17 protein-coding genes are annotated in these 24,517 nt (G+C 40.3%); 12 read left to right on the top strand and 5 right to left on the bottom strand.

Features of this window, described 5'->3' with window-relative positions; all coding sequences use genetic code 11:
* The 3 genes from M1381_01520 to M1381_01510 are packed head-to-tail and all read left to right on the top strand — an operon-like array spanning position 1 to position 6,197.
* Positions 1 to 2,970, top strand: coding sequence for an ATP-binding protein (locus M1381_01520; GenBank protein MCL4477767.1), 2,970 nt, complete (start codon positions 1 to 3; stop codon positions 2,968 to 2,970).
* 3 nt (positions 2,971 to 2,973) lie between these two features.
* Positions 2,974 to 4,317, top strand: coding sequence for a sigma-54 dependent transcriptional regulator (locus tag M1381_01515; GenBank protein MCL4477766.1), 1,344 nt, complete (start codon positions 2,974 to 2,976; stop codon positions 4,315 to 4,317).
* A complete protein-coding gene (locus tag M1381_01510; GenBank protein MCL4477765.1) occupies positions 4,314 to 6,197 on the top strand; it encodes a GNAT family N-acetyltransferase in 1,884 nt (627 codons plus the stop codon). Before M1381_01515 ends, M1381_01510 begins: the two co-directional genes overlap by 4 nt.
* 139 nt (positions 6,198 to 6,336) lie before the next feature.
* On the opposite strand, the gene bioD is transcribed toward M1381_01510, so the two are convergent.
* The 5 genes from bioD to M1381_01485 all read right to left on the bottom strand — a co-directional run bounded on the left by bioD (position 6,337) and on the right by M1381_01485 (position 11,842).
* On the bottom strand, positions 6,337 to 7,005 hold the full coding sequence (bioD, locus tag M1381_01505) for a dethiobiotin synthase (protein ID MCL4477764.1): 669 nt from the start codon (positions 7,003 to 7,005) through the stop codon (positions 6,337 to 6,339).
* Positions 7,006 to 7,108: 103 nt separating this feature from the next.
* Positions 7,109 to 8,665, bottom strand: a complete 1,557-nt coding sequence (locus tag M1381_01500) for a DHA2 family efflux MFS transporter permease subunit (protein MCL4477763.1) — start codon at positions 8,663 to 8,665, stop codon at positions 7,109 to 7,111.
* Positions 8,666 to 8,677: 12 nt separating this feature from the next.
* Positions 8,678 to 9,766, bottom strand: coding sequence for an HlyD family secretion protein (locus M1381_01495; GenBank protein MCL4477762.1), 1,089 nt, complete (start codon positions 9,764 to 9,766; stop codon positions 8,678 to 8,680).
* Positions 9,756 to 11,135, bottom strand: a complete 1,380-nt coding sequence (locus tag M1381_01490; GenBank protein ID MCL4477761.1) for a TolC family protein — start codon at positions 11,133 to 11,135, stop codon at positions 9,756 to 9,758. The genes M1381_01495 and M1381_01490 overlap by 11 nt, the downstream gene beginning before the upstream one ends.
* Before the next feature lie 116 nt (positions 11,136 to 11,251).
* Complete coding sequence (locus tag M1381_01485) at positions 11,252 to 11,842, bottom strand: TetR/AcrR family transcriptional regulator (GenBank protein ID MCL4477760.1); 591 nt, start codon at positions 11,840 to 11,842, stop codon at positions 11,252 to 11,254.
* Positions 11,843 to 12,106: 264 nt separating this feature from the next.
* Here M1381_01485 and M1381_01480 point away from each other — a divergent pair, with 264 nt between their 5' ends.
* From M1381_01480 to M1381_01440, 9 genes are all read left to right on the top strand, one after another.
* Positions 12,107 to 13,213, top strand: a complete 1,107-nt coding sequence (locus M1381_01480; GenBank protein MCL4477759.1) for a glucose 1-dehydrogenase — start codon at positions 12,107 to 12,109, stop codon at positions 13,211 to 13,213.
* Positions 13,210 to 15,591: a glucan 1,4-alpha-glucosidase gene (locus M1381_01475; protein ID MCL4477758.1), complete on the top strand. Its 2,382-nt coding sequence runs from the start codon at positions 13,210 to 13,212 to the stop codon at positions 15,589 to 15,591. The genes M1381_01480 and M1381_01475 overlap by 4 nt, the downstream gene beginning before the upstream one ends.
* 17 nt (positions 15,592 to 15,608) lie before the next feature.
* Positions 15,609 to 16,859 (top strand): MFS transporter, encoded by a 1,251-nt coding sequence (locus M1381_01470; protein ID MCL4477757.1) that lies wholly within the window; start codon positions 15,609 to 15,611, stop codon positions 16,857 to 16,859.
* 120 nt (positions 16,860 to 16,979) lie between these two features.
* The gene (locus M1381_01465; GenBank protein MCL4477756.1) at positions 16,980 to 18,005 is read left to right on the top strand and encodes an iron ABC transporter permease; all 1,026 of its coding nucleotides are present in this window, start codon (positions 16,980 to 16,982) and stop codon (positions 18,003 to 18,005) included.
* A gap of 67 nt (positions 18,006 to 18,072) precedes the next feature.
* A complete protein-coding gene (locus tag M1381_01460) occupies positions 18,073 to 18,741 on the top strand; it encodes an ABC transporter ATP-binding protein (protein MCL4477755.1) in 669 nt (222 codons plus the stop codon).
* 3 nt (positions 18,742 to 18,744) lie between these two features.
* Positions 18,745 to 19,476 (top strand): hypothetical protein, encoded by a 732-nt coding sequence (locus M1381_01455; protein ID MCL4477754.1) that lies wholly within the window; start codon positions 18,745 to 18,747, stop codon positions 19,474 to 19,476.
* A gap of 140 nt (positions 19,477 to 19,616) precedes the next feature.
* Entirely contained in the window at positions 19,617 to 22,241 is a 2,625-nt protein-coding gene (locus M1381_01450; GenBank protein ID MCL4477753.1) for an insulinase family protein, read from the top strand.
* Between the two features lie 97 nt (positions 22,242 to 22,338).
* Positions 22,339 to 23,571 carry an MFS transporter gene (locus M1381_01445; GenBank protein MCL4477752.1) on the top strand — a complete coding sequence of 411 codons (1,233 nt, stop codon included), beginning with the start codon at positions 22,339 to 22,341 and terminating at the stop codon, positions 23,569 to 23,571.
* Between the two features lie 11 nt (positions 23,572 to 23,582).
* Positions 23,583 to 24,515 carry a diacylglycerol kinase family lipid kinase gene (locus M1381_01440; GenBank protein MCL4477751.1) on the top strand — a complete coding sequence of 311 codons (933 nt, stop codon included), beginning with the start codon at positions 23,583 to 23,585 and terminating at the stop codon, positions 24,513 to 24,515.
* Positions 24,516 to 24,517: the final 2 nt, after the last annotated feature.

Below are 24,517 nucleotides of genomic sequence, written 5' to 3'. Positions count from 1 at the left end.
ATGAATATCCACTCCGTATATCTCCTTTTTATCGCACTGGCTTATCTGGTAATACTTTTTATCATAGCATACCATGCCGAGAGAAAAGAAAAAGCAGGCAGCAGCATAGTAAACAATCCGTACATTTACTCGTTATCTCTTGCAGTATACTGCAGTTCATGGACGTTTTATGGAAGTGTTGGAAAGGCGGCTACTTCAGGGCTTGCATTCCTGACTATTTACATAGGTCCAACCCTTATGGCTGTGCTCTGGCCCGTTGTGCTGAAGAAGGTTATCAGGATCACGAAAGCAAATAGGATTACAACTATATCGGATTTCATAGGTTCAAGGTACGGAAAATCTCTCACACTTTCCGCTGTGGTTACCATTATAGCAGTTATAGGGGTTATTCCTTATCTTGGTCTGCAGATCAATGCCATAATGAGCACCTTTACCATTATAACAGGTGAATCGACGAGCACAGGTATCGTTGGTCTGGGCATTACATTTGGAGTGAGTATATTCGCCATTATCTTTGGTGCAAGACATCTTGATTCATCAGAAAGGCACAGTGGTATTGTTTTTGCTATAGCATTTGAATCCATTATTAAATTGATTGCATTTATATCGGTAGGTATCTTTGTAACCTATTTTTTGTTTCATGGATTCGGCGATATCTTTTCACAGATCAAGCATGCAGGATATTCAAAACTTCTTTTAATCGGTAATGGTTCAGGAACGAGCTACGGCGAGTGGTTTGCCCTTAATTTTCTGTCCATGATGGCAATCGTATTCCTGCCGAGGCAATTCCAAATGTCCGTTGTGGAGAATTATGACGAATCGCATATTACAAAGGCTATGTGGCTTTTTCCTCTTTATCTTTTTTTGATTAACATATTTGTATTACCCATTGCATTTGCAGGGTTGCTTAAAGGCGTGACAGAACATAGGGCTGATTACTTTGTCCTTACTCTGCCATTAAAGTATGGCAGTCATTTTCTCTCCTTGTTCGCCTTTATCGGAGGATTCTCTGCTGCGATGAGCATGATGATCGTATCGTCCATCGCACTCAGTACTATGATCATGAACAGTATTGTCATGCCCGGTCTCGTAAACTTTCATAACATGCCTCAGTTCCATGATTGGGTGCTCAACATAAAAAGACTGGTAATCCTTATGATCATATTTTTAGGCTACCTTTTTGCCGCATACATCGGTGAGTTTTATAGCCTCGTAGATATAGGGTTAAGGTCGTTCGAGGCCGTATCCCTTTTCGCACCTGCATTCTTTCTCGGGCTTTACTGGAGAAGGGGAAACAAGGCTGGCGCCTTAACAGGGCTCATCGCAGGTTTTTTAGTGTGGTTCTATATGCTTATGATGCCAGGTATGGTTAAAGCAGGTATAATATCCCGTACCGGTGTAGTCGGGCGTATGATGGACTCAAAGTTATTAAATCCGGATACGATGTTCGGTGTACATGGACTTGGCAGATGGGCAGGCCCGCTCGTATGGAGTATGTTGTTTAATGTAATGCTTTATATCGGGGTATCAGTGTTTACAAAAAGATCAAAAGAGGAAGAGATACAGGCACTCGTATTCGTTGAGTCGTATGAAAAAATAAAGGAGCTTACCGTTGGCAGTTCTTATAATGTAACAGATATAGAAGACCTGCTTGCACAATATATAGGGCATTCAGAGGCATACGAAGCTGTTCAACGTTTTCTGACCAGAAAGGATACCACCAGAGAGCAGCTCACACCGAGAGAACTTTTTGAACTGCGCAATGATGCAGAAATGGTCCTTGCAAGTGCAATAGGAATACCCATGTCGTCGATCATCTTTGAGGACAAGCTTGTATTAACAGAGAATGAAAGAGAGGAGCTCTCCGAATCCATTAAGTACATAACAAGAAGCCTTAGGACATCACGTCAGGAACTCACAGAGAGGAACAGAGAATTGATGTATCTTAAAAAGTTCAGCGAGAACATTATAGATAGTGCACTTGTTGGTATTATTACGGTGAACGGGTTTTTAAAGGTAAACTACTGGAACAGGGAGATGGAACAATTAAGCGGCATTAAGAAAGCCGAAGCACTGAGCAGATCTATACTGCTCTTACTGCCATGGCTCCCAAACAGGGTCTTCATGCAAAACGTAGAAAACGAATTAACCCTGAGAGATCAGGGTGGGAAAACATTTAGGGTGAAAACAAGCCTGTTTAATGACCCGCTTGGCGGTTTTGTTATCATTATTGAAGATATATCCGAGAAAAAGAAAATGGAGGAACAGCTATTTCAGGCATCTAAGTTAGCAAACATAGGAAAATTAACGGCTGGTATTGCCCATGAAATAGGTAATCCTCTTGCATCCATTTTTTCCCTCGTTCAGGAGCTGAGGATATTGAGGTTTAATACCAGGAAGGATATATCATTTACAGTTGAGTCATTGAATACAATAAACAATCATATAGAAAGGATAGCCAAAATAGTCAGGAGTCTCGGAGATTTCGCAAGAGTATATTCATCTGGTAAAACGGTTTCTAATATATCAGAAATAATTGATCGCACTATTAGTCTGGTAAAATACGATAAAAGATTTAAGCACATAGAGTTCAACAAATATGCCGATGGCATTCCCGAGTTACTTGTCAATGCGGATCAAATGCAGCAAGTTTTTTTAAACCTTATTCTAAATGCACTTGATGCCATGCCTGGAGGTGGAAGGCTTGATATTAGTACGACGGTAAATGATGGTTTTGTTGAAATACGGTTCAGGGATACAGGTACAGGTATTGATCCATCTGTTGTAGACAAAATATTCGATCCTTTTTTTACAACAAAGCCATTAAGCAGAGGTACAGGATTGGGATTAAATATATGCTATAATATTATAAAAGAATATAATGGTAACATTTCGGTTAACAGTAAAAAAGGTGAGGGAACGGTATTTGTTATAACGCTTCCCATAAGAGATAATATTAAAGCAGGTTAAGCAATGGCAGAAAGATTACTTATTGTTGATGATGAACAGACCCTTAGCGAGTCCATACAGAGAGTATTCTCAAAAGAAGGCTACGATGTGGATGTTACTAATAGTGCGGAATCCGCCCTCGAGATGCTCAACATGAATGTTTATCATGTTGTTATAACAGATATTATACTGCCGGGCATCGACGGTATAGATTTACTCAAACAGATAAAAGAAAGGCTGCCCGAACAGATAGTTATCATTATAACTGCTTATGCGTCCATAGATACGGCCATCAGGGCGATCAGGCTTGGAGCATACGATTATATTGTAAAACCAATAATCCACGAAGAGATAAAACAAACGGTAAAGAATGCCGTAAAGCAGCATACACTTCAAAGTGAAAATATGATACTAAAGAAACAGATAGAGAGGCAGTATGCCTTTACAGACATAATTGCCAGCAGCTCTTTAATGAATGATGTAATAAATCATATAAAGAAGGTTGCGGATACAAAGAGTAACGTCTTGATTCTCGGGGAAACCGGTACCGGCAAGGAACTTATAGCAAGGGCAATGCACTTCAACGGAAGGAGGGCGGATAACCCGTTTGTACCTATAAACTGCAGCGCAATTCCTGAAAACCTTCTTGAATCGGAGCTGTTTGGATACGTTAAGGGTGCTTTTACAGGGGCATTAAATTCCAAGAACGGACTATTTGTCCAGGCGGACAAAGGGACGGTGTTCCTTGATGAAATAGGTGATATTGGTATTGGATTGCAGTCAAAGCTGTTAAGGGTTCTTGAAGATCGCGATATAAGGCCTGTAGGCAGTACACAGAGTATAAAGATCGATGTAAGGTTTCTTTTTGCCACAAATAGAGATATAGAAAGTATGGTAAAGGAAGGCACATTCAGGGCTGATCTTTTTTACAGAATAAATGTTATCACAATAAAACTTCCGCCGCTCAGAGAGAGAAGGGAAGATATAGAACCTCTTGTAAAGTACATTGTTAACAAGTATTCAAAAGAACTTGGTAAACCTATTACCGGTATAGATGAAAGGACTATGGATTATTTAAAATCCTATTACTGGAATGGTAATGTAAGGGAGCTTCAAAACGTTATGGAAAGGTCAATCCTCATAACAGAAGACGGCACCATAAAGCCGGAACATCTGCCGGAGAATATCAGATCAGGGGATTCTCCAATTAATGATGCAATATCCAATAAATTATCTATCGAGGATTATACAAAGGCTTTTATTGTTAAATATCAGGACAGCTACAATGAAACACAGCTTGCAGACATGCTTGGTATAACGAGAAAGGCATTGTGGGAAAAAAGAAAGAGATGGGGGCTTAGAAAATGACGGATAATAATTTGGACAGTCTCAAAAAGCGTTATCCCGATAAATTTGTTTCAGAGAGCAGGGTGTTCGGTCAGATACACCCGGGCAACAGAATATTTATCGGTACAGGCTGCGGGGAGCCTCAGTATCTTGTAGGCGCTTTGATAAATTATGTTCAATCACATCCCAAAAGCTTTGTGGATGCGGAGCTGCTCCAGGTCTGGACCCTTGGCGTTACCCCGTATCTTGACGAGAAATTCAAGGACAATTTTCGTCACAACTTTTTCTTCATAGGTGCAAATACCAGGGATACGATCAACAAAGGCATAGCAGATTATTCACCTGTGTTTCTGTGGCAGGTTCCCGAGCTGTTTCGTAAAAAATTCATACCTATAGACATGGCTTTTATACAAACTTCCATGCCGGATGAGCATGGATATTTTAGTCTGGGCATAAGTGTTGACATTGTTAAATCTGCTGTGGAGAACGCATATATGGTTGTTGCACAGGTCAACAGTTATATGCCAAGGGTTCTTGGAGAAACGTTTATACATGCGAAGGATATAAACTTTATAATACCTTACAATGAACCTTTGCTTGAGTTCGGCTTCAATGTCCCCAATGATATTGCGAACAGGATTGGTACATACGTTTCTCAGATCGTACAGGACGGAGATACTATCCAGGTTGGATATGGAAGTTTACCGAATGCGATCCTATGCCAGCTCTCAAACAAAAAAAACATCGGTGTTCATACGGAACTTTTATCCGACGGTATTGTATCTCTTATGAAAAAGGGAGTAATAGATAACAGTAAAAAAGAACTCAACCGCTGGAAAACAGTGGCAGCTTTCTGTATGGGGAAAAAAGAAACTTATGAATTCCTGCATGATAATCCGGCAATAGAATTCCGCCCTGTAAATTATACGAATAATCCCGCTTTGATTGCCCGTCAGAAGAACATGACGGCCATAAATAGTGCACTCGAGATCGATCTTTCAGGACAGGCGACGGCAGAGACAATAGGCAGATCATTTTACAGCGGAATCGGTGGGCAGGCTGATTTTATGCGCGGAGCGATATTATCGCAGGGCGGTAAAACCATACTTGTGCTGCAGTCAACAGCGAAAAACGGAGGAGTTTCCCGTATCGTCCCATTTCTGAGCGAGGGGGCGAAGATAACATTAACGCCGGGTGACATACACTATGTAGTAACAGAGTACGGCATAGCATATCTGCACGGCAAGAACCTGAGAGAACGTGCAATGGACTTAATATCAATAGCGCATCCAAGCTTCAGAGGATGGCTTATAGAGGCGGCAAAGGCAAATAATCTTATATACAGGGATCAAACCTTTATCAAGGGTATAAAAGGTGAATATCCCGAGGCACTTGAAACGTACAGAACAACGAACAGAGAATTTGAGATTTTATTACGTCCTGTAAAAATCAGCGACGAGCCTCTGTTAAAGGATTTTTTCTACGCACTTTCAGACGATTCTATGTACCGTCGTTTTATCTCAACCAGGACAGACATGCCCCACAACAGATTGCAGCAGTTTGTGGCGATCGATTACACAAAAGAAATGATAATACTTGCAATAACCGGGAAAGAAGAAAAGGAGATGATCATTGGCATGGCACAGTATCTTATAGATACAACAAGGCATACCGCCGAGGTTGCATTTGTTGTAAGGGATGATTATCAGAATCACGGAATAGGCACTGAGCTGCTTTCTTATATAACCTATATTGCAAAGAAAAATGGGCTTCACGGTTTTACAGCCGCTCTTCTTATGGAAAACAAACACATGCTCCATCTGCTGGAGAATGCAGGGTTCAATATAGAAAAGAAATCGGAAGGCGGTATGTACGAACTCAAGATGTCATTCAGGGATTAGAATGATGCCTCTAAATAATGCGCATAGAAAAAGATACTTATCTCTCATTTCGCAAACCTCCTATTTTTCAAATGCATTTTTGGGTTAAACGTGGAGGGCGATCGGTTGGCAATTCAAAATTTTTTGTTTTGAAACAAAGCTACAGCAGATTTAATATTTTTTTGAACAGATCCACGTTTTTTTCAAACCTGCCGAACCGTATTTCTCCTATGAATTTATTACCAAGCAGTTCTTTTAATATTTTTGGGTTTGTTTTTTTTGCAGGATCGTTTTTCTGATCAATATCGTTTAATACCACACCGGTGAGTTTAAGTTTGTTTTCCATGATATAACTAACCGTGAGCAGCGTGTGGTTGATTACACCAAGTTTATTTGCTGCGACAACAAGTATTGGTAAAGAAAGTGTCTTCGCAAGATCCGCATAAAAAAAATCCCTGGTTATAGGCACAAGCAAGCCGCCTGCACCTTCTACAACTATGAGATGATGCCCTTTTATCAGATGTTTATATGTATCAAAGACAACGTTTAATTTTATTCTTTTTTTTTCGATTTTTGCAGCAACGTAGGGTGCGACAGGTGCAACAAATCTGTACGGATTTATTGCGTCAAGATCGCCAATGCCTATGGCCTTTTTTATTAATGCAGCATCGTGTGGAACGAGCATTTTATTACGGATCCTGCAACCAGTCTCAAAAGGTTTCATTGCTACGGTTTTATAACCAAGACCCGCAGCTGTATTTAGTATTCCTAAAATCGTGTACGTTTTCCCAACGGCTGTGTCCGTACCTGTTACAAATAGTTTTTTCATTAACTACATATTAACATATAATTTTGAGGAAGTTAACCCGGACAATATATCAACCTACTGCTGATTTGATGATGTCTACGATCTTACATTATCCTGTACTTACTTATATTTCCATCGTCGGGCTTACATTTTTATCAGATGAGTTCTTTGAGGCTTTGATACCTTTTAATACAAATACAACCGGCAGTGTTATAAGAAAAGCAAGTGCCATAAACAAAAATGCATGGTTGGATGCAATCATGAACGCCTGTTTTGTTATAAGTCCGTTAATTAAAGTCAAAGCCTTTTTAGTTGGAAGATACACAACTGGAGAATGCGTTATCGCAGCGGCGTGCTTCAAAAGCATGAGGCTCGGGGTATTATAAACGCTCACATTTCTCCCGAGCACCTCGTGATTAAGTTGAACATTATTGTCCATCATTGTGGCAAGCATGGCGATTCCGATGGAGCCTGCTACCTGCCTGATTAAGTTATACAACCCAGATGCATCCGTTTTAAATCTATTTTCTATCGTTGACAGTGAAGACACATTCAATGAGACAATAATGAAACCAAAACCTATACCTTGAATAAACTGCGGCCAGAATATTTCCCAGAACCCCATGTCCAGGCTAAGGCTTCCGAGCTGTATAGATGAGATTATTGCCAATACAAATCCGGTACCGACCAGAAGTTTTGGCCCTAGTTTATTGAATAGCCTCCCGGCCAGTGGCATTGCGAAAGCCATTGCAAGTCCACGTGACATTATTGCCAGACCTGCGTCATAGGCTGAATACCCCATTATATTCTGTAGAAACATGGGTAAAAGAAAAAGGCTGCCAAACATGCCCAGACTAAAAACCATTGAGAGGAAGGAGTTTGCGGAGAGGTTTATATCTTTTAAAATTTTTAAATTAACCGCTGGGTATTCCGAAAAAAGTTCTTTTACAGTGAAAAGGGTTATGGCAAGTGCTGAAATGATTGTTAATGTTACGATATAGTTTGAGGAAAACCAGTCCTTATATTCTCCATCCGTTAAGACGATCTGCATTGCACCCAGTCCAATGGTCAGAAAGATGATACCCCACCAATCCACGCCTCCCTTTAGCTTCTGAATAAATGGGGGATCCTCGATAAACATGTACAGCAGAACAAGGTTGAGCAGACCGATAGGCAGATTAACAAAGAAGACCCATGGCCATGAATAGTTGGTAACGATCCAGCCGCCAAGATAAGGCCCTATTGCCGGGCCAAGCACAATGGCAAGGCTGAATATAGCCATTGCTATGCCCTGCTCTTCCCGGGGGAACGTCTCCGCAAGAATTGCCTGCGCAAGGGGGATCAACGCACCCCCGCCCATGCCCTGCAAAAGCCGGAACACGACAATGGAAGGCAGGTCCCATGCAATGCCGCACAGTAACGAACTGACCGTGAACAGAAGGACCGAAAGTATATAATAGTTTTTTCTTCCGAAAACGGAACTGAAAAAACCGACCAGAGGCATCAATATCACGCCGGACAACATATAACCGGTTATTACCCATGTTATCTCTTCGATAGACGCCGACATGGACCCTTTGATGTAGGGTAATGCAACGTTGACAACGCTCATATCTATACTGAAAAGGGTTGTACTCGGTATAACCGCTAAGGTTACAAGCCATTTATTGGTTTTAGTCATTTTATTTCCTTATCAATGTTCTATCAGTACATATGGGTAAACCGACAAACCCGGATAAAGCGGTGTATCTGAATAAGAGGCTTTATCAAGAAGAATTTTCACAGGAACTCTTTGGACCACCTTGATAAAGTTGCCAGTTGCGTTCTCCGGCGGCAGCAGACTGAAGGCGGAACCGCTGCCGGATTGGAAGCTTGCAACATGTCCCTTAAATATCTTTCCCGGATACGCATCAACCTTGATAGTAACCGGCGCTCCGATCTTTATCTTATGAATATCAGTCTCTTTAAAATTTGCTGCGATCCATACATTATCAAGATTCACAATAGCGAGGTAGGGAATACCCGGCATAACATAAGCACCTTTATTGACATTCTTTTTCGTAACATAACCATCACATGGGGCATATACGGTAGTCCTCTGTAAATTTATAACGGCCAATTTATATCCGGCTTTCAATGCCTGTGTGACAAACATCTTAGTTTTCAATTCTTGTTTTAAATTTCTAATGCTTGTCTGGATCTGGACTATGTTCGTCCGATCCACATTCACTTTTGCCGAACTGACCTCATACCTGGTTTTCATCTCATCATAAGAAAGTCTGGATACCGCATTATCCTTCCATAGATTGGAGTATCTCTCTGCGTTTTCTTTGTTCAATTTATTCATTGCAGAATCAGCCTTTAATTCATAGCCTGCTTTCACCAGTATTTCTTTTTGAATCACAATGGATAAAGATATTTGCTTCAGTTCGTTTTTATTTGCCCGGTACTGGGCATCCGCCCTGTTTGTATCCTCAGAGTAATCGGACGAATCAATAGTGAATAACGGATCCCCGATCTTAACATATTGATTGTCGTGAACGAAGACCTTAACAACCTGACCTTTTACCTGTGGTGCTACTGGAACAATGGCACTGCTCCCCTCTACAAAGGCGTCATCCGTATCCACATGTGTAAACATGAACCTTATATTGGGAATCTCCGCTATCAAGCCTATCAGAACCACTATTGCAGAGACTATAAATATTACTCTTCTTTTAAACTTATTTTTCGGTTTTTTAGCAGGTTCTTTTGAGTTATTTTCTAAGTTTTTATTTTCCATAGTCATTCCTCCCTATGCTCCTTTCCAGTTTTGCCAGGCTTATTTCATAACCATACAGTGCATTGTAATAATTGAGTTCAGCCTGTGTAAGATACGTTTGTGCGTCTAAAACCTCTGTGGATGTAACCAGTTGCTGCCCGTACTGAAGGTTTGTTATGCGGTAGTTTTCTTTTGCCTGCTCAAGTGCTGTCTGAGAGGTGCTTATATCCTCAGCAGCGGTATTCAGTTCTATGATGTCACTTTTAACCTGAAGTTTTACCGCATTCATAAAAGAATTAAGCTGGTTCTTTATTGCCGATTTCGTATAATTTGCCTGTTGGGCATTATTGGTTGTTTTTAACCAGTTAAATATCGTCCATTTGATACCAATCCCCACCATCTGATTATATTGATTCTGGAATTCATTTCTTGCTGCAAGCCCATCCTGACCGGCCTGTGTATATGCGGCAAAGGCAAAGATATGCGGATAATATTCACTTTCTGCAAGCTTGACGTGTGTATCCGCCTGTTTTACCCGTATACCCAGTGCCTTGAGCTCAGGTCTGTCCTGCAGTGCTTCATCCGTCAAGGATGCCGGATCATAGTCCGAAAAAGTTACCGATGTAATATTTTCCAACTGTAAATTTTTTGCTAAGTCTCTATTCAAAATCGTGTTAAAGTTTGCTCTGGCAATATCCAGATTGGCTCCTGCCTGAGTCTTGTATTGAACTGCGTCCGCCAATGCCACCTGTGATTTTAACAGGTCATTGTACGCTACGATACCTCTGTGATAAAAATGCTGTGCCTCGTACTCGTGTGATGTCAGTTGTTCTACCCGCTCATCGGCAACCTGCACTTGTTTCTGTGCTCGAAGAACATTGAAGTACGCAATCTTTACCTCTTCCTCGATGTTCAAAATAGCCTCTTCGCGCTGCACCTTCGTTATATTTATGCCTAGCTCCGCAAGCTTCCTTTCGTTAATGAGTGCAAACCCGGTAAAGATCGGCTGCTTCAACTCAATCTCCCAGTTTATGAGGGCGGTCCCGTTCATATACATGCGTGGCGGGAGATAGACATAAGCTCCATTGGGTTTACCTGCGTTAAAAACCGGCAAGGGCCTGTGAGGTATGCTGAGATAAGGTTGATTCTTTAAACCTATAGCACTGTAATCGAATGAAAGCTCCGGTAACATACTTGCAGTGGCACCGCGCTTCTGTGCCTCAGCCGCCTTGATCTGATCCACAGTACTCTGAATCAAATAATTGTTTTGGATGGCCTCTTTTATGGCTGAATCAAGCGTATAGACATCACCAGACATTACAGTAGCACAGAGTAGTAATACAGTGAATGGCACAAATAAAAATGTTATATATGATTTTTTTAACAGCATGATCCCACCTTAATCCTGAAATGCATGTTTTTTCTGTACATCATTTTTTCTCCTATATGTGTAATCACTTACTTACAATTTAGTTCATTAAATTTTTTTAAGTGTTTTCATAAAATCTATTTCGACATCATGCGCTGCATCAAAAAGAACATTCTTTTGCAGAAGTTGTTTATGTTGAACATATCCGGGTTTAAAATAAGCTCGATATTAAGGGTTATGGGAATACCCATGTAGATAGTTGCAATATCATCCACATCGAGTTTCTTGTTCCAGAAACCTTCCGCCATCCCATCCTTTATGATCTTGCTGATCAGCGACTTCTGCTCTGAAAGAATCTCATGTAGGTTACTCTTCAGTTCATTATCGTTCATGTGTGCGGCCTCTGAAAAGAGAAGAATTGTAATGCCTTTGTTTTCAAGAAGATAGTTAACATGCATGCAAAGAAAGGAGGACAACCTTTTTTCTGATCCTTCGGCACTCAGTGTAATCCGCCTCAATTCACCAATAAGGTTGGACTTTACATCCTGCATAATGCTCAGCATTATATCTCGTTTGGTTTTAAAATGGCGGAATATCGCACCTTCTGTTATGCCGACCCTTTGGGCCAGGTTCCTTGTTGATAACTGATCCAATCCGTCCTTGAAGATAATATCGAGGACCGCCTTTTTAATCTGTCCCTGTCGGATCTCAGTCGTCTGTCTTTTCATAGCTCTATATATAATCACTTACTTACATGTTGTCAAGTTATTTTTGGTTTTTAAGACATCCGCTATTAAAAACATTTTCAAAACGGTACCGCTCTACTGAATAGGACAAGCTTTTCTTTTCGCTGATACGCTTTAGGCATATGTATTTGAGAACAGATTAATCCGATTGTTGCGGTGGAATGACATTTTGTTGCGGCTTCTGCTTTAAAAATGCTTCATGTTGTATTATTATAGATTCAATGAACTTTTTAATGAGAGGTGCTTATGAAAGCAATTGCTGTTACACCGGGTAATCCGGGTATGATTATAGTAGATAGACAGGAGCCGGTTATACAGGCACCGGATGATATAAAGGTAAGGATTATGCTCGTTGGCATATGCGGAACCGATAAAGAAGAGATAAAGGGTAACAGATTCAAGCTGTCCCAGGACGAACAGAATCTCGTTATAGGCCATGAGATGTTTGGTGTTGTTGAGGATGTAGGCACTGCCGTTAAAAAATTTAAAAAAGGCGATTACACCGTTTTTACGGTAAGACGGGGCTGCGGACATTGCGTAAGCTGTAATATGAACAGGCCGGACATGTGCACTACGGGTGATTATACGGAACGCGGCATCTGGGGTAGAGACGGTTATCAGACAGAATTTGTTGTGGATAAAGAGCAATACGCGGTTAAAATACCAGATGAGATTCAAGATACGGGTGTTTTAATAGAGCCGTTATCTGTAGCCGAAAAAGCAATAGATGAAGCGATCAAGATACAGAGTGCACGTCTTCCTTATTACAACAGCAAGGAGAATGTCATAGGGGGGAAAAATGTCCTGGTGGCCGGACTTGGTCCCATAGGCTTGCTTGCAAGTTTTATCCTGTGTTTAAAGGGTGCTAACGTGTACGGCCTTGATATAGTGGATAAACATAGTATAAGGGCAATGCTGCTCGAAAGTATAGGCGGTAAATACATTGATGGCAGAGTAAATACTCCAGTACAGATTCAGAAAAACGTAGGCAAGATGGATATGATCTTTGAAGCAACAGGCATTTCTTCACTTGAGTTTAATCTGCTTGATACTCTCGGCATAAACGGGATTTATGTTTTAACAGGAATTCCTTCAGGGAACAGACCAATACGAATAGACGGTGCTGAGATTATAAGGAGCCTGGTTTTGAACAATCAGGTGCTGATTGGCAGTGTTAACGCAAGCCATGCACATTTTCAAATGGCGGCTGATGATCTGTTAAAATTTAAAAAGACGTATAAGAATGAAATTGATAAAATTATTACATCACGCATTGATTATAATAATATTAAAGACGCGATATCTCACGATGATCAAAATCAGATTAAAATCGCAGTGGAGTGGATGCAATGAAAGATGCGCCCGGTAAACCCGGGATTGTCCCTAAGTGGACTTCAAGTGCAAAGAGCGGCGTTGGGACGGCACTGAGCAATAACAGCAGTCTCTGGTTTACATTAAGTCATGGTATAATAAATGAGATATATTATCCGCGCATTGATCAGGCATGCACAAGGGATGTAGGGCTCATTATTACAGACGGTGATTCTTTTTTCTCAGAAGAAAAAAGGAATACCTATAACGACATAAAATATCTTAAAGACGGGGTTCCTGCATTTAGCCTTGTTAATTCATGCATACATTCAAGATTTAAAACGTACAAAGAGATTTTGACAGATCCCGAAAGAAACACTTTGCTGCAGCGTACGCGTTTTGAACCTCTGGATAATAAAAATTATCATGTTTATGTGCTGCTTGCTCCTCATATATCAAACATGGGATACGGCAATAATGCCGTTGTAGGTGAGTACAAAGGCGCACAAATGCTTTTTGCTTATCATGAGAACGTTGCGATTTCGCTTGCATGCTCTAACGGGTTTTTAAAACGTTCTGCCGGTTATGTCGGTTTCTCGGATGGATGGCAGGATGTGTACAGGCACAAAAGCATGGAATGGGAATATGCATCGGCAATGGACGGTAATGTTGCACTCATCGGCGAGGTAGATTGGAAGAAAAACAATGGAGAGTTTGTCCTTGCTATTGGATTTGGAAGGACTACTGCGGAGTCTGGACAGGCTGCTGTATCTTCTTTACTGAAAGGTTTTGATAATGCCAGGATCGAATATATCGAGAGCTGGAGTAATTATCACAGCAGGCTGCACGGCATAAAACATGCGGGTTTTGCAAAGCCGGTAGATATGTATCTCGCAAGTTTATCCGTTTTAAAAACCCATGAAGCAAAGCATACCATGGGTGCTGTCCTTGCATCGTTATCTATCCCATGGGGACAGGCGATGGGAGATGATGATATTAGCGGCTACCATCTTGTCTGGCCGCGTGATCTCGTAGAAACAGCTGGCGGATTTTTAGCTGCAGGGGATCGGGATACTGCAAGGGAAATCCTGTTCTACTTGATGGCTACGCAGGAGCAGGACGGCCACTGGCCGCAGAATATGTGGATAGACGGTACACCATTCTGGAATGGGATACAGCTTGATGAAACTGCCTTTCCTATACTGCTCGCCGGCATGCTGAAACGGGAAAAGGCGCTTAACAATATAGATCCGTGGCCGATGGTACAAAGAGCGGCGAAGTTTATTTTGCATAACGGGCCAGTAACGCAGCAGGACAGGTGGGAAGAGGATCCCGGGTATTCACCGTTTACCCTTGCAGTAGAAATATCCGCTTTAATCGTGGCATCCGACTTTGCAGATGAAAAGGGGGAATATCAAAAGGCTCTATATTTGAGAGAAACAGCAGATATGTGGAATGCATCTATAGAAAGATGGATATATGTAACCGGCACAAACATGGCAAAGCGGTTGGGCATAGAAGGCTATTATGTGAGAATTGCTCCGCCGGATGTTGCGGATGCCGGCTCACCCTTAAAGGGATTTGTTCCAATAAAGAACAGACCAGCCGGTTATAATGTAGAGCCCGCTGTTCATATTGTAAGCCCGGATTTTCTTGCGCTTGTAAGATTCGGCTTAAGAGCACCGGATGATCCTCATATCCTAAATACACTAAAGGCGGTGGACGCCATGCTCAAGCTCGATACGCCTTATGGCACATCATGGCACAGGTATAACGATGATGGGTATGGTGAGCATACGGATGGTTCGCCTTTTAATGGTACAGGCAGAGGAAGACTTTGGCCGCTTCTTACAGGTGAACGGGCACACTATGAATTACAGAAAGGTAATATAGATGCGGCAAAAAAATTATTGTCCGATATGGAAAAATTTAGTAGTGAAACAGGGCTTATTTCAGAACAGGTATGGGATTCTAAGGACATAGCGGAGAAAGAGCTGTTTTTTGGAAGGCCCTCCGGGTCAGCTATGCCCCTGGTATGGGCGCATGCTGAATACATAAAACTTTTACGTTCTATTCAGGACAAAATGGTTTTTGATATGAGCCAAAAGGTGTATACAAGATATGCAGTCAAGTCTCAGGGTTCTACTGTATGGTCATGGAAGCACAATCATAAATGCAGGTTAATTAAAAAAGGATTCAATTTAAGGATAGAAACCGCATCACCCGTAATGGTTCACTGGAGCACCGATAGGTGGAAAACAACCCGCGATACCGAATCGAAGGATACGGGATTTGACATGTATGTAACGGATCTCGAGACAAGATACCTTGAGCCCGGCAAGGTTATTTTATTTACCTTCTACTGGTCAATAGAAAACAGATGGGAAGGCAAAGATTACACGGTATCGGTTCAGGAATAACTAAAGTATAGATCTGCATGAATATAAAGAGATGGTATAAATGGGTATCCACATGGTACATTGTTTATGCCTTGCTTGGGATTGTAAGTCTTGGATTGGTACCCATTTTATTACCTCTTGCCGTTAGTTCAAAAGGAGCCGGCAATGTGGGTATAATTATGGCCGGTTTTTATCTTGGGGGTATATCAGCGTCTATCGCCGGTTATCTATGCGATAAGTATAGGTTACATAAAACGATTATAATGGGCGGGCTGTTTTTGCTCGGCATATCTCTTGGTATCTTCAGATTTTCTCATTCGTTAATATGGATGTTATTCCTGTCAATACTCATGGGTATAGGGATTTCAGGGGTTTCTACGGTAGCTAATTTGTTGATCGTTGAAAAGTATCCTGAAACAGAATGGGATGACCGCATTGGATGGCTGCAGTCATTTTATGGCATTGGACAGGTAATGGGTCTTGTTCTTGTCATACTTTTTACAAAGGATATCTTGGCCGGGTTTTTTGTATCGTCCATGTTGGCGATTATGGGTATTATGGTATCCTTTTTCACAATCCACACCCCGGATGAACCGATATCAAGTATAAAACAGGTAAAGATAAAAGAGATAAAACATGGAGAATGGAGCGTAAGTGGACCTAACAAGGCACATCATAGTATCAATATAAGGGTTTTAAAGAGTATGAAGAATATGTTTAAAACAGAATTCGGCATTTTTATGATTGCATGGTTACTGGTTTACACAGGGGCTGCAGGTGTTTTTTCTTTATACCCTGTATTGTACAAAACTTTTTATCATGTTCCACCAGGGCTGTCTTCCGCTGCATTCGCTGCAGCAGTGGCAACGGGCTTATTCTTATATGCACCTTCCGGAATGCTTTCAAACCGTATGGGTGCGAAAAAGGTATTTGGCTTTTCTATAGGTATAAGGATTATAGCGTTTCTCTTTATGGCGATACTGCCTTTTATACCTTCGCTGAACCCGGGAATACCTTCTCTACTGCTATTCGGTATTATTGTACTTGCATGGTCGCCGTTAAGCGTGAGCAGTCTGGCTTATACAGCCTCTATAAGTACTATAGGCGAAGGTGAGGCAATGGGTATTTATAACACCGTAAGTAACCTGGCAGGTGTCATTGGTTCATTAGCAGGAGGGTTGCTTGCATCATTTTTTGGTTACGGAGCAGTTCCTCTGTTAGCAGCCGTTCTATTGAGCGTAGGATTATTGGTCTTAAGTGCCGCTAAAAAAGCGGCTATTGTAAAATAACAATCCCATCTTATCAAAGGGACAGAGGTGTTTTACCTTTTAATATATCGTCATATTTTAAGAAATGAATTTATTTACTCAAATTATTGAATTTTTCCTTTTTGCAAGTATAAGAAGATCATGGATCATTCTATAAAAAAAAGCAAAAATAGTACAGGACAAACATTTATATGGGTATTAATTATTCTATGCCTTGTTATAACATTTATATTTGCCGTAGTTATAGGGCCTGTTAACATCCCGTTCTCTGATGTGGTTAAAGCGATTTTTCATCATTCCACAAATGTGGACAGCACCATTATATTATCTTTGCGGTTACCCAGGGCCATTGCAGGTGTTATTGTGGGCGGTGCACTGGGAATAAGCGGTGTGATTTTTCAAGGCATACTCCGCAATCCTCTTGCGGATCCGTACATACTTGGCATCTCTTCGGGTGCTGCACTCGGGGCCACAATTGCACAAACACTCCTATTTACTTATGTACCTGTTTCAATCTCTGCATTTGTCGGTGCAATGTGTGCAATGCTGCTTGTATACGGTTTATCGCGTTCTTCAGGCTCTTCGATGCCTCTATATCTGGTGCTTGCAGGATTTGCTATAAGCGCTCTACTCGGTTCTATAATGGCATTTGTCATAATAGTGAGTAACTCACTTCAAATAAAGATCTACTCAATAATGCTTTGGCTTATGGGTGGGCTAAGGGAAACAACATGGCACGAGCTTATGTTTATCAGTGTGGTGTTTGCAGTGCTTGTATTCCTTGCTGTAGGTATAACAGATAAGCTTGATATCCTGGCACTCGGGGATGAAAAGGCATTAAGCCTTGGTATGCATGTTGAATATACGAGGATAGGTGCAATGGCTATTGGCGCAATTCTTACCGGTATAGCCGTGTATCTTAGCGGACTTGTAGGTTTTGTAGGACTTGTGATTCCGCATATAACAAGATTATTAATAGGTCCTTCGCATAAGAGGCTTATAATAATGAGCTTTCTTATTGGTGCCGTATTTCTGCTTTTATCAGATCTAATCGCAAGGATCATTTTAAAACCCGTTGATGTACCCGTTGGAATCATAACATCATTGATAGGGGCGCCATTTTTTCTATTTCTGCTTTTAAAGGCAAAAAAGGGTTACAGGTTCTAATATGTATCTAAGTATCGATAATCTGTGCGTGTCATTAAACAGCACCTTTAAGATAGAAGGCCTTAGCATGCATATTGATAAGGGAGAGATGATAGGTGTCATTGGACCTAACGGCTCCGGTAAAACGACATTACTCAGGCTTATTGCCGGTATTATAAAACCCAAAACGGGTAATATAAAGATTGGAAATAAAGCGTTGAACGAGATACCAATAAAAAAGCTTGCCTGTATACGTGCGTACGTACCGGAATCTATAGATATGCCGTTCGACTATCTTGTTCACGAGATGGTCAGACTCGGAAGGTATCCTCATTTGAACATATTTTCGCATACATCGGATTTGGATGAAAAGGCTATATTAGATGCAATAGAGCTAACCGATATAAAAATATTATATCATAGAAGGTTTTTTACACTCTCAATGGGAGAAAAACAAAGGGTAATGCTCGCAATGGCGATTGCTCAACAGCCCGAGTTTCTGTTGCTTGATGAGCCGATATCGCATCTTGACATAGGACATCAGCTGAGCTTTATGTCTACATTAAAAAAACTTAACAAGAATGGTATAACAATTATTTCTGCAATGCATGAACTAAACATAGCGGCGGCATTCTTTGACAGGTTATGCCTTATGGATAACGGAAATGTTATAATGATACAAAAGCCAAAGCATCCGGATCTCATTAATGGAATAAAAACCGTTTTTAAGCTATCGGACGATAGATTTATAGGCTGAGATATGTTTAAAAATTTTTTCTATGCTGTTAAACTTCTGACCGGCGTACCATTGAAGATAAATGAAAAGGTAGATACAGAAAAAGCCATTATCATGTTCCCTGTTACAGGCTTTTTTATCGGTATGGTACTTTATGTGTTGAACCTTATGCTAAGGAGATTTCTTCCGGAGGGTATAAAAGATTTTATAATTATTTTTGTGTGGTTCTTTATCGCAGAAGGAATCGATCCAAAGAGATTTTCTAACAGCATGAAGCAGATAACGGATGGATTTAAGATGAATGGTGGCATTGTACATAATGCAGGGCAGTACCGCATTGGTGTAAATATGGCTGTTATAATTATTGCGCTGCTGAGCTTAAAAGCGGTTGCCTTTTACAGGGTTTCTTTTCTCATAAAAGGCGGCGTATTGCTTGCTGTTCCGGTTATATCAAGGGCAGGTATTGTATTTATGAATTATTTATTACGTTTTACACCGGTTCAGATAGATAACAATCAACAACTTATACAAAAAACAGATAAAAAAGAGGTATACATAACAGGTATAATGGCAATAATTTTAGGATTATTGCTGTTATGGAAGGGCATTGTGTTGCTTATAATGATGTATGGATTTATATACACTTCATATCTTTATATAAAAAAACGTAAATTTACTGTAAGTGATGGAATAATCATGACATTCTGCGAATTATCAGAGATTGTTGGACTTATTACAATTGCTCTTTTACATTGATAAGAGGCTGTAATTTAACAATTTTTGAACTTGTTCTATCCCCACGCTATAACCTGTTGAATTATAAATGCTTTTAATATCTTTGGTTGACTTGACATCTTGCGTATACATATTCATTATATATCATTTAAGGAGTGTTTATGCGGTTTCATACAAAATCTTACACAATGAAACTAGATAATGTGTCTTTTAGAAACAATAAAGAACAAAAGATAGAAACCTTTATCTTACAAAATGGATTAAAGGTATTTTATGAACATGTACCTGACGTACCACTTGTATCAATACAGGCATGGGTAAGTATGGGCAGTGCAGATGAAACCCCAAAGCTTGCAGGTATCTCTCATGTTATAGAACATATGTTTTTTAAAGGCACCATTGATAAGAGGATTAAAGAAATAGCAAAAGAAATCGAATCACTCGGCGGTTATATCAATGCATTTACATCTTTTGAAGAAACGGTTTTTTACATCACTATAAGAAGTGAATATCTTTCAAACGCAATGAACATTCTTGCACAAACCCTGTTAACGCCAGCTTTTGATGATAACGAACTTATAAAAGAAAAAGAGGTCATACTTGATGAAATAAAGCGCGGTCAGGATGACCTCTATCAATTATTATTTTTAAACCTTTATGAAGCCAGTTATAAATCACATCCTTACAGCAGGCCTGTTATCGGGTATGAGCATACTGTAAAGTCATTTACAAGAGATACGATTTTAAATTATTACAAAAAAGGGTACATACCATCCAATATTAACCTTGTTATAGTGGGAGATGTTCCTTTTAATCAGGTTGAACGGCTTGCCTATAATGAATTTTCATGGGTAAAAAGCGCAGGCGAGATAAACAGAATAAGGCCCATTATTTTAAGGCAGACAAACCAGCGTATACTTATCAAAAATATGGATACAAAGGACACATACTATGCTATTGGTGCTGTTTCAAAACCGATATCCCATCAGCATGCTTATACACTGGATGTATTGGCATACATACTTGGAGGTAATGATACCTCAATGCTGCCTGGCATTGTTAAGGATGAAAGCAAGCTTGTTGATAGTATAAATGTGTCAAGCTTCTCAAACAAGTATACAGGATTTTTTACAATAAGCGGTACCACAGAACCGGATAAACTTGGGGCTGCTATAAATAAAATCGTAAACACCATCACAGAAGTTGCAAAACGCATACCAACAGATGAAGAAATCAAAAGAGCAAAACAGATGTTAAAAAGCATGTTCATATATGATATGGAAACGGTTAAACAACGGGGCATGAAAATCGGTGAAGCTATTGTAGAGATGGGGGGGCTTGATTATATTGTTGATTATCCCACGAAAATTGATAAAGTCGATGCCGCGAGTATTGCCGAGGTTGTTGATTTATATTTTAAGCCGGAACATCTTAATGTTGTAACGATTGTTCCACAAAAAACTGATCTGTTAAAATCAAATCTGAGGATTTTAAATAAACATAGTGTTAAATCAGGAGAACCTCATTATGAGATAAAGCGTTCTGAAGATACCGTTATAGCTGCATTGGATAGCGGACTCAGGATAATTGTAAAAGAAAAGTATACAATACCCGCAGTTGCAGTATCGGGTGTATTCTTGGCAGACAGCTTATCAGAACCAAAGGATCAGATAGGTCTTATTAATGTTATGTCAATGATGCTTAGGAAGGGCACGCATTACAGAAGTGAAAGTGATATAGAAAGGGAGAGCGACAATATATCGGGCATGTTTACGACATTACGGACAAAACAATCGTTCGGCATAATCGGTGAATTTCTGAACACCTATATCCCGGATGGGTTAAGCATATTTTCGGACATGCTCTTGAACCCTGTTTTTAAAGAGGAAGAGCTGGCGAAGACAAAAAAAGATATAATATCGGGTTTAAAAATAGATAAAGATAATATAGCCCTTCAGGCGAGAAATGAATTTATAAAACTTATATATAAAGGCACTCGTTTAAGTATCCAGGAAAAGGGTGATGAGCATACACTCAAGTCTATCGATAGGAAGTCTTTGATTACCAGCCATGAGAACCTGGTAGCCGGTAAAAACGGTGTTATTGCAATTGCCGGTGCGGTTGATAAATTTAAAATTCTTAAACAGATTAGCAGCTATCTATCAGAAATCAAGACCGGCAAGATGCATATTCCAGATACCCATACAGTGGATGCGGTTCTTCATAAGTCCAAAACCGTTAGATATGATATGGAAAAAAAACAGGCACACATAATAACCGGTGTACTTACCATGCCCGTTAATCACGAGGATAGATTCCCGTTGATACTGCTTGATCAGATACTGGGTAGCCAGAGTGGAAGGCTTTTTTTGGAATTAAGGGATAAACGTGGATTGTGTTATGCGGTCAACACAACAGGAGAAACGAAATATAAAAACAAAGGCTGGTTTGGTATTCATACAGCTACATCCGCAGAAAAAGTAGAGGCATCATTGGAAGTGATCAAAGAAGAGCTCGCAAAGCTGTATGATTATGGGGTTAATGATGATGAAATAGAATATAGTAAAAGGTATGTACTCTCTGACTATGATAATCGTAAGCAGGTTGCTCTAACAGTAGCAAGCATGCTTGCTTATGATGAGCTGTTCGAACAGGGTATTGATTATTTTACGGAATTCCCTTCTCATATAAAAGCTGTAACAAGACAGGATATGAATAATATAATAAAAAAGTATTTTTCACCCGATAGTTTTACTACACTTGTACTCATCCCGGCAAAAAAATAATACGTACATAGGACATTGAACGACTTAAACCATTAAACCGTCTAAATCGTTTGCATTTGTTTGTACCTATGCTAAAAAAATAGCATAAGGAGGGTATATGGAAAACAGTAAATCCGCTTATAGCTCATACAGATGGGTTGTACTTTTATTATTCATGTTTCAGGTCATTCTTACACAATTTTTGTGGCTCAATTTTGCCCCAATACAGCCTACCATCGAAAAACTGCTGAATATAACCGATTTTAAATTTGTCCTGCTCCTGTCGGTTTTCAATATATTCAACTTGCTGCTTTCACTGCCTGTAGGTGCTATTCTCGATTCAAAAGGATTTAAATTTACCGTGGGAGTTGGATCGGTCATCATGGCTGTTGCCGTGCTGCTCAGGCTTAGATCGGATAGTTATGCATGGATCCTTGCGGGTCAAATTGGTATTGCAATTGCCCAGCCTTTTATTGTGAACAGTGGCGCAAAGCTCGCATCCGTATGGTTTAATAAGAATGAAGAGGCCATTGCAAACGGTTTTGCTTCCATGGCTATGTTTATCGGCATGATAGCTGCTCTTGTCATTACCCCAATAATTATTAAATCCATAAGTCTATTCCATGTAATTGCTATATACGACGGTGTTACCGTATCGGGATCTCTATTATTCCTACTGCTGGCAAAGGATAACCCATCTATGAGTATATCGTTACAGAAGGAGAGACAGGCATACCATCCTATAGAAGCATACAAAAAACTTTTTAAAATTAAGGATATGATTATACTTGCACTGATCATGTTTATAGGAGTTGGTTTTTTTAACGGCATTACAAACTGGCTGGATAAGCTCTTAGGCCCTCAGGGGTTCACAGAAGAGCAAAGCGGTATCATAGTTGGTATCCTTGTTGCAGGCGGCATTGTTGGTGCAGTTGTTATCCCCATCCTGTCCGATCTGATTAAAAGAAGAAAGCCATTCCTTGTTACTGGAACAATAGCCGCCGGTGTTTTTATGTATCCTCTGATGCAAACAACAAGCTACACAACGGCAATCGTGCTTGCGGCAATCCTCGGGTTTTTAGTAATATCCCTCTTACCTATAATATTCCAGATGACCATAGAGGTTGTTGGAGAAAAGTTAACAGGCAGCGCAACCGGCATGTTATGGGTCTTTGGCGCAACCGGGGCAATAGCAACCATTTATACCATGGAGTTTATCGGGGAAAAAACATCCGATTTCCGTAATGGCATGTGGCTGCTCATGGCAATGTTTGTTATTGCCTTTCTGCTGTCTCTTATCTTAAAAGAAACCTACGGGCGGCAGCACAATATCGTGCCGGCAAAACAATAAGCATACCTGCAATGAATGAGCATTTAAAAACATTTGCCGTTGTCAATCTCAGGTCCGCAAATGGAAGAACAGAAAAACTCTGGCCTGATATAGAACGGGCATTATCAGTGGCCATAGGCGATTTAGAATTTGCATTTACAACAGGACGGTACACAGCACCAGATATTACAAAGAAGGCCATAAAATCGGGCTTTAACCGTATTATAGCCGTTGGCGGTGATGGAACACTGAACGAAGTTTTAAATGGATTTTTTGAAAATGATAAACCGATAAACCGGCAGGCAGTCCTTGGAGTAATCTCAATGGGAACAGGGGCTGATTTTATAAAAACAATGGGTATACCAAAACCGTATCGGGATGCAGTGAAGGTTATAAAAAATGCAAAAACAATGGACATGGATACCGGTAAAATTAAATTCGTATCACACGACGGACATGAAACAATAAGGTATTTCATCAATATAGCAGACGCTGGTATTGGGGGTGAAACGGTGGACAGGGTAAACAGAACAACAAAGGTATTCGGCGGTTTTATTTCCTTTTTATGGGGAACTATCATGACGCTTATCACCTACAAGAATAAAAATATCACAATAACGCTTGATAACAACAAACCTTATAATACCGAGATCAGTATGCTTGCCATTGCTAATTGTCAGTTTTTCGGCGGGGGCATGCACATTGCTCCAAAGGCAGTACCGGACGACGGCATGTTTGATATTGTTACAATCGGCAAGGCAGGGTTCATAGATTTTATAAGAAACTCTTCAAAAATATATAAAGGCACGCACATAAACGGTCCTATGGTTGGCTATACACATGCGATTCGTGTGGAACTTACATCCAAAGACAGGGTATTGCTTGATGTTGACGGTGAACAGCCCGGTATGCTGCCTGCAACATTTGACATACTGCCAAAGAGCATAAATGTGATAGTCCCTTAATG

It is taken from the genome of Deltaproteobacteria bacterium (assembly GCA_023382265.1).
GTDB lineage: Bacteria > JAMCPX01 > JAMCPX01 > JAMCPX01 > JAMCPX01 > JAMCPX01.
This window is presented reverse-complemented; position numbering and strand designations above follow the sequence as displayed.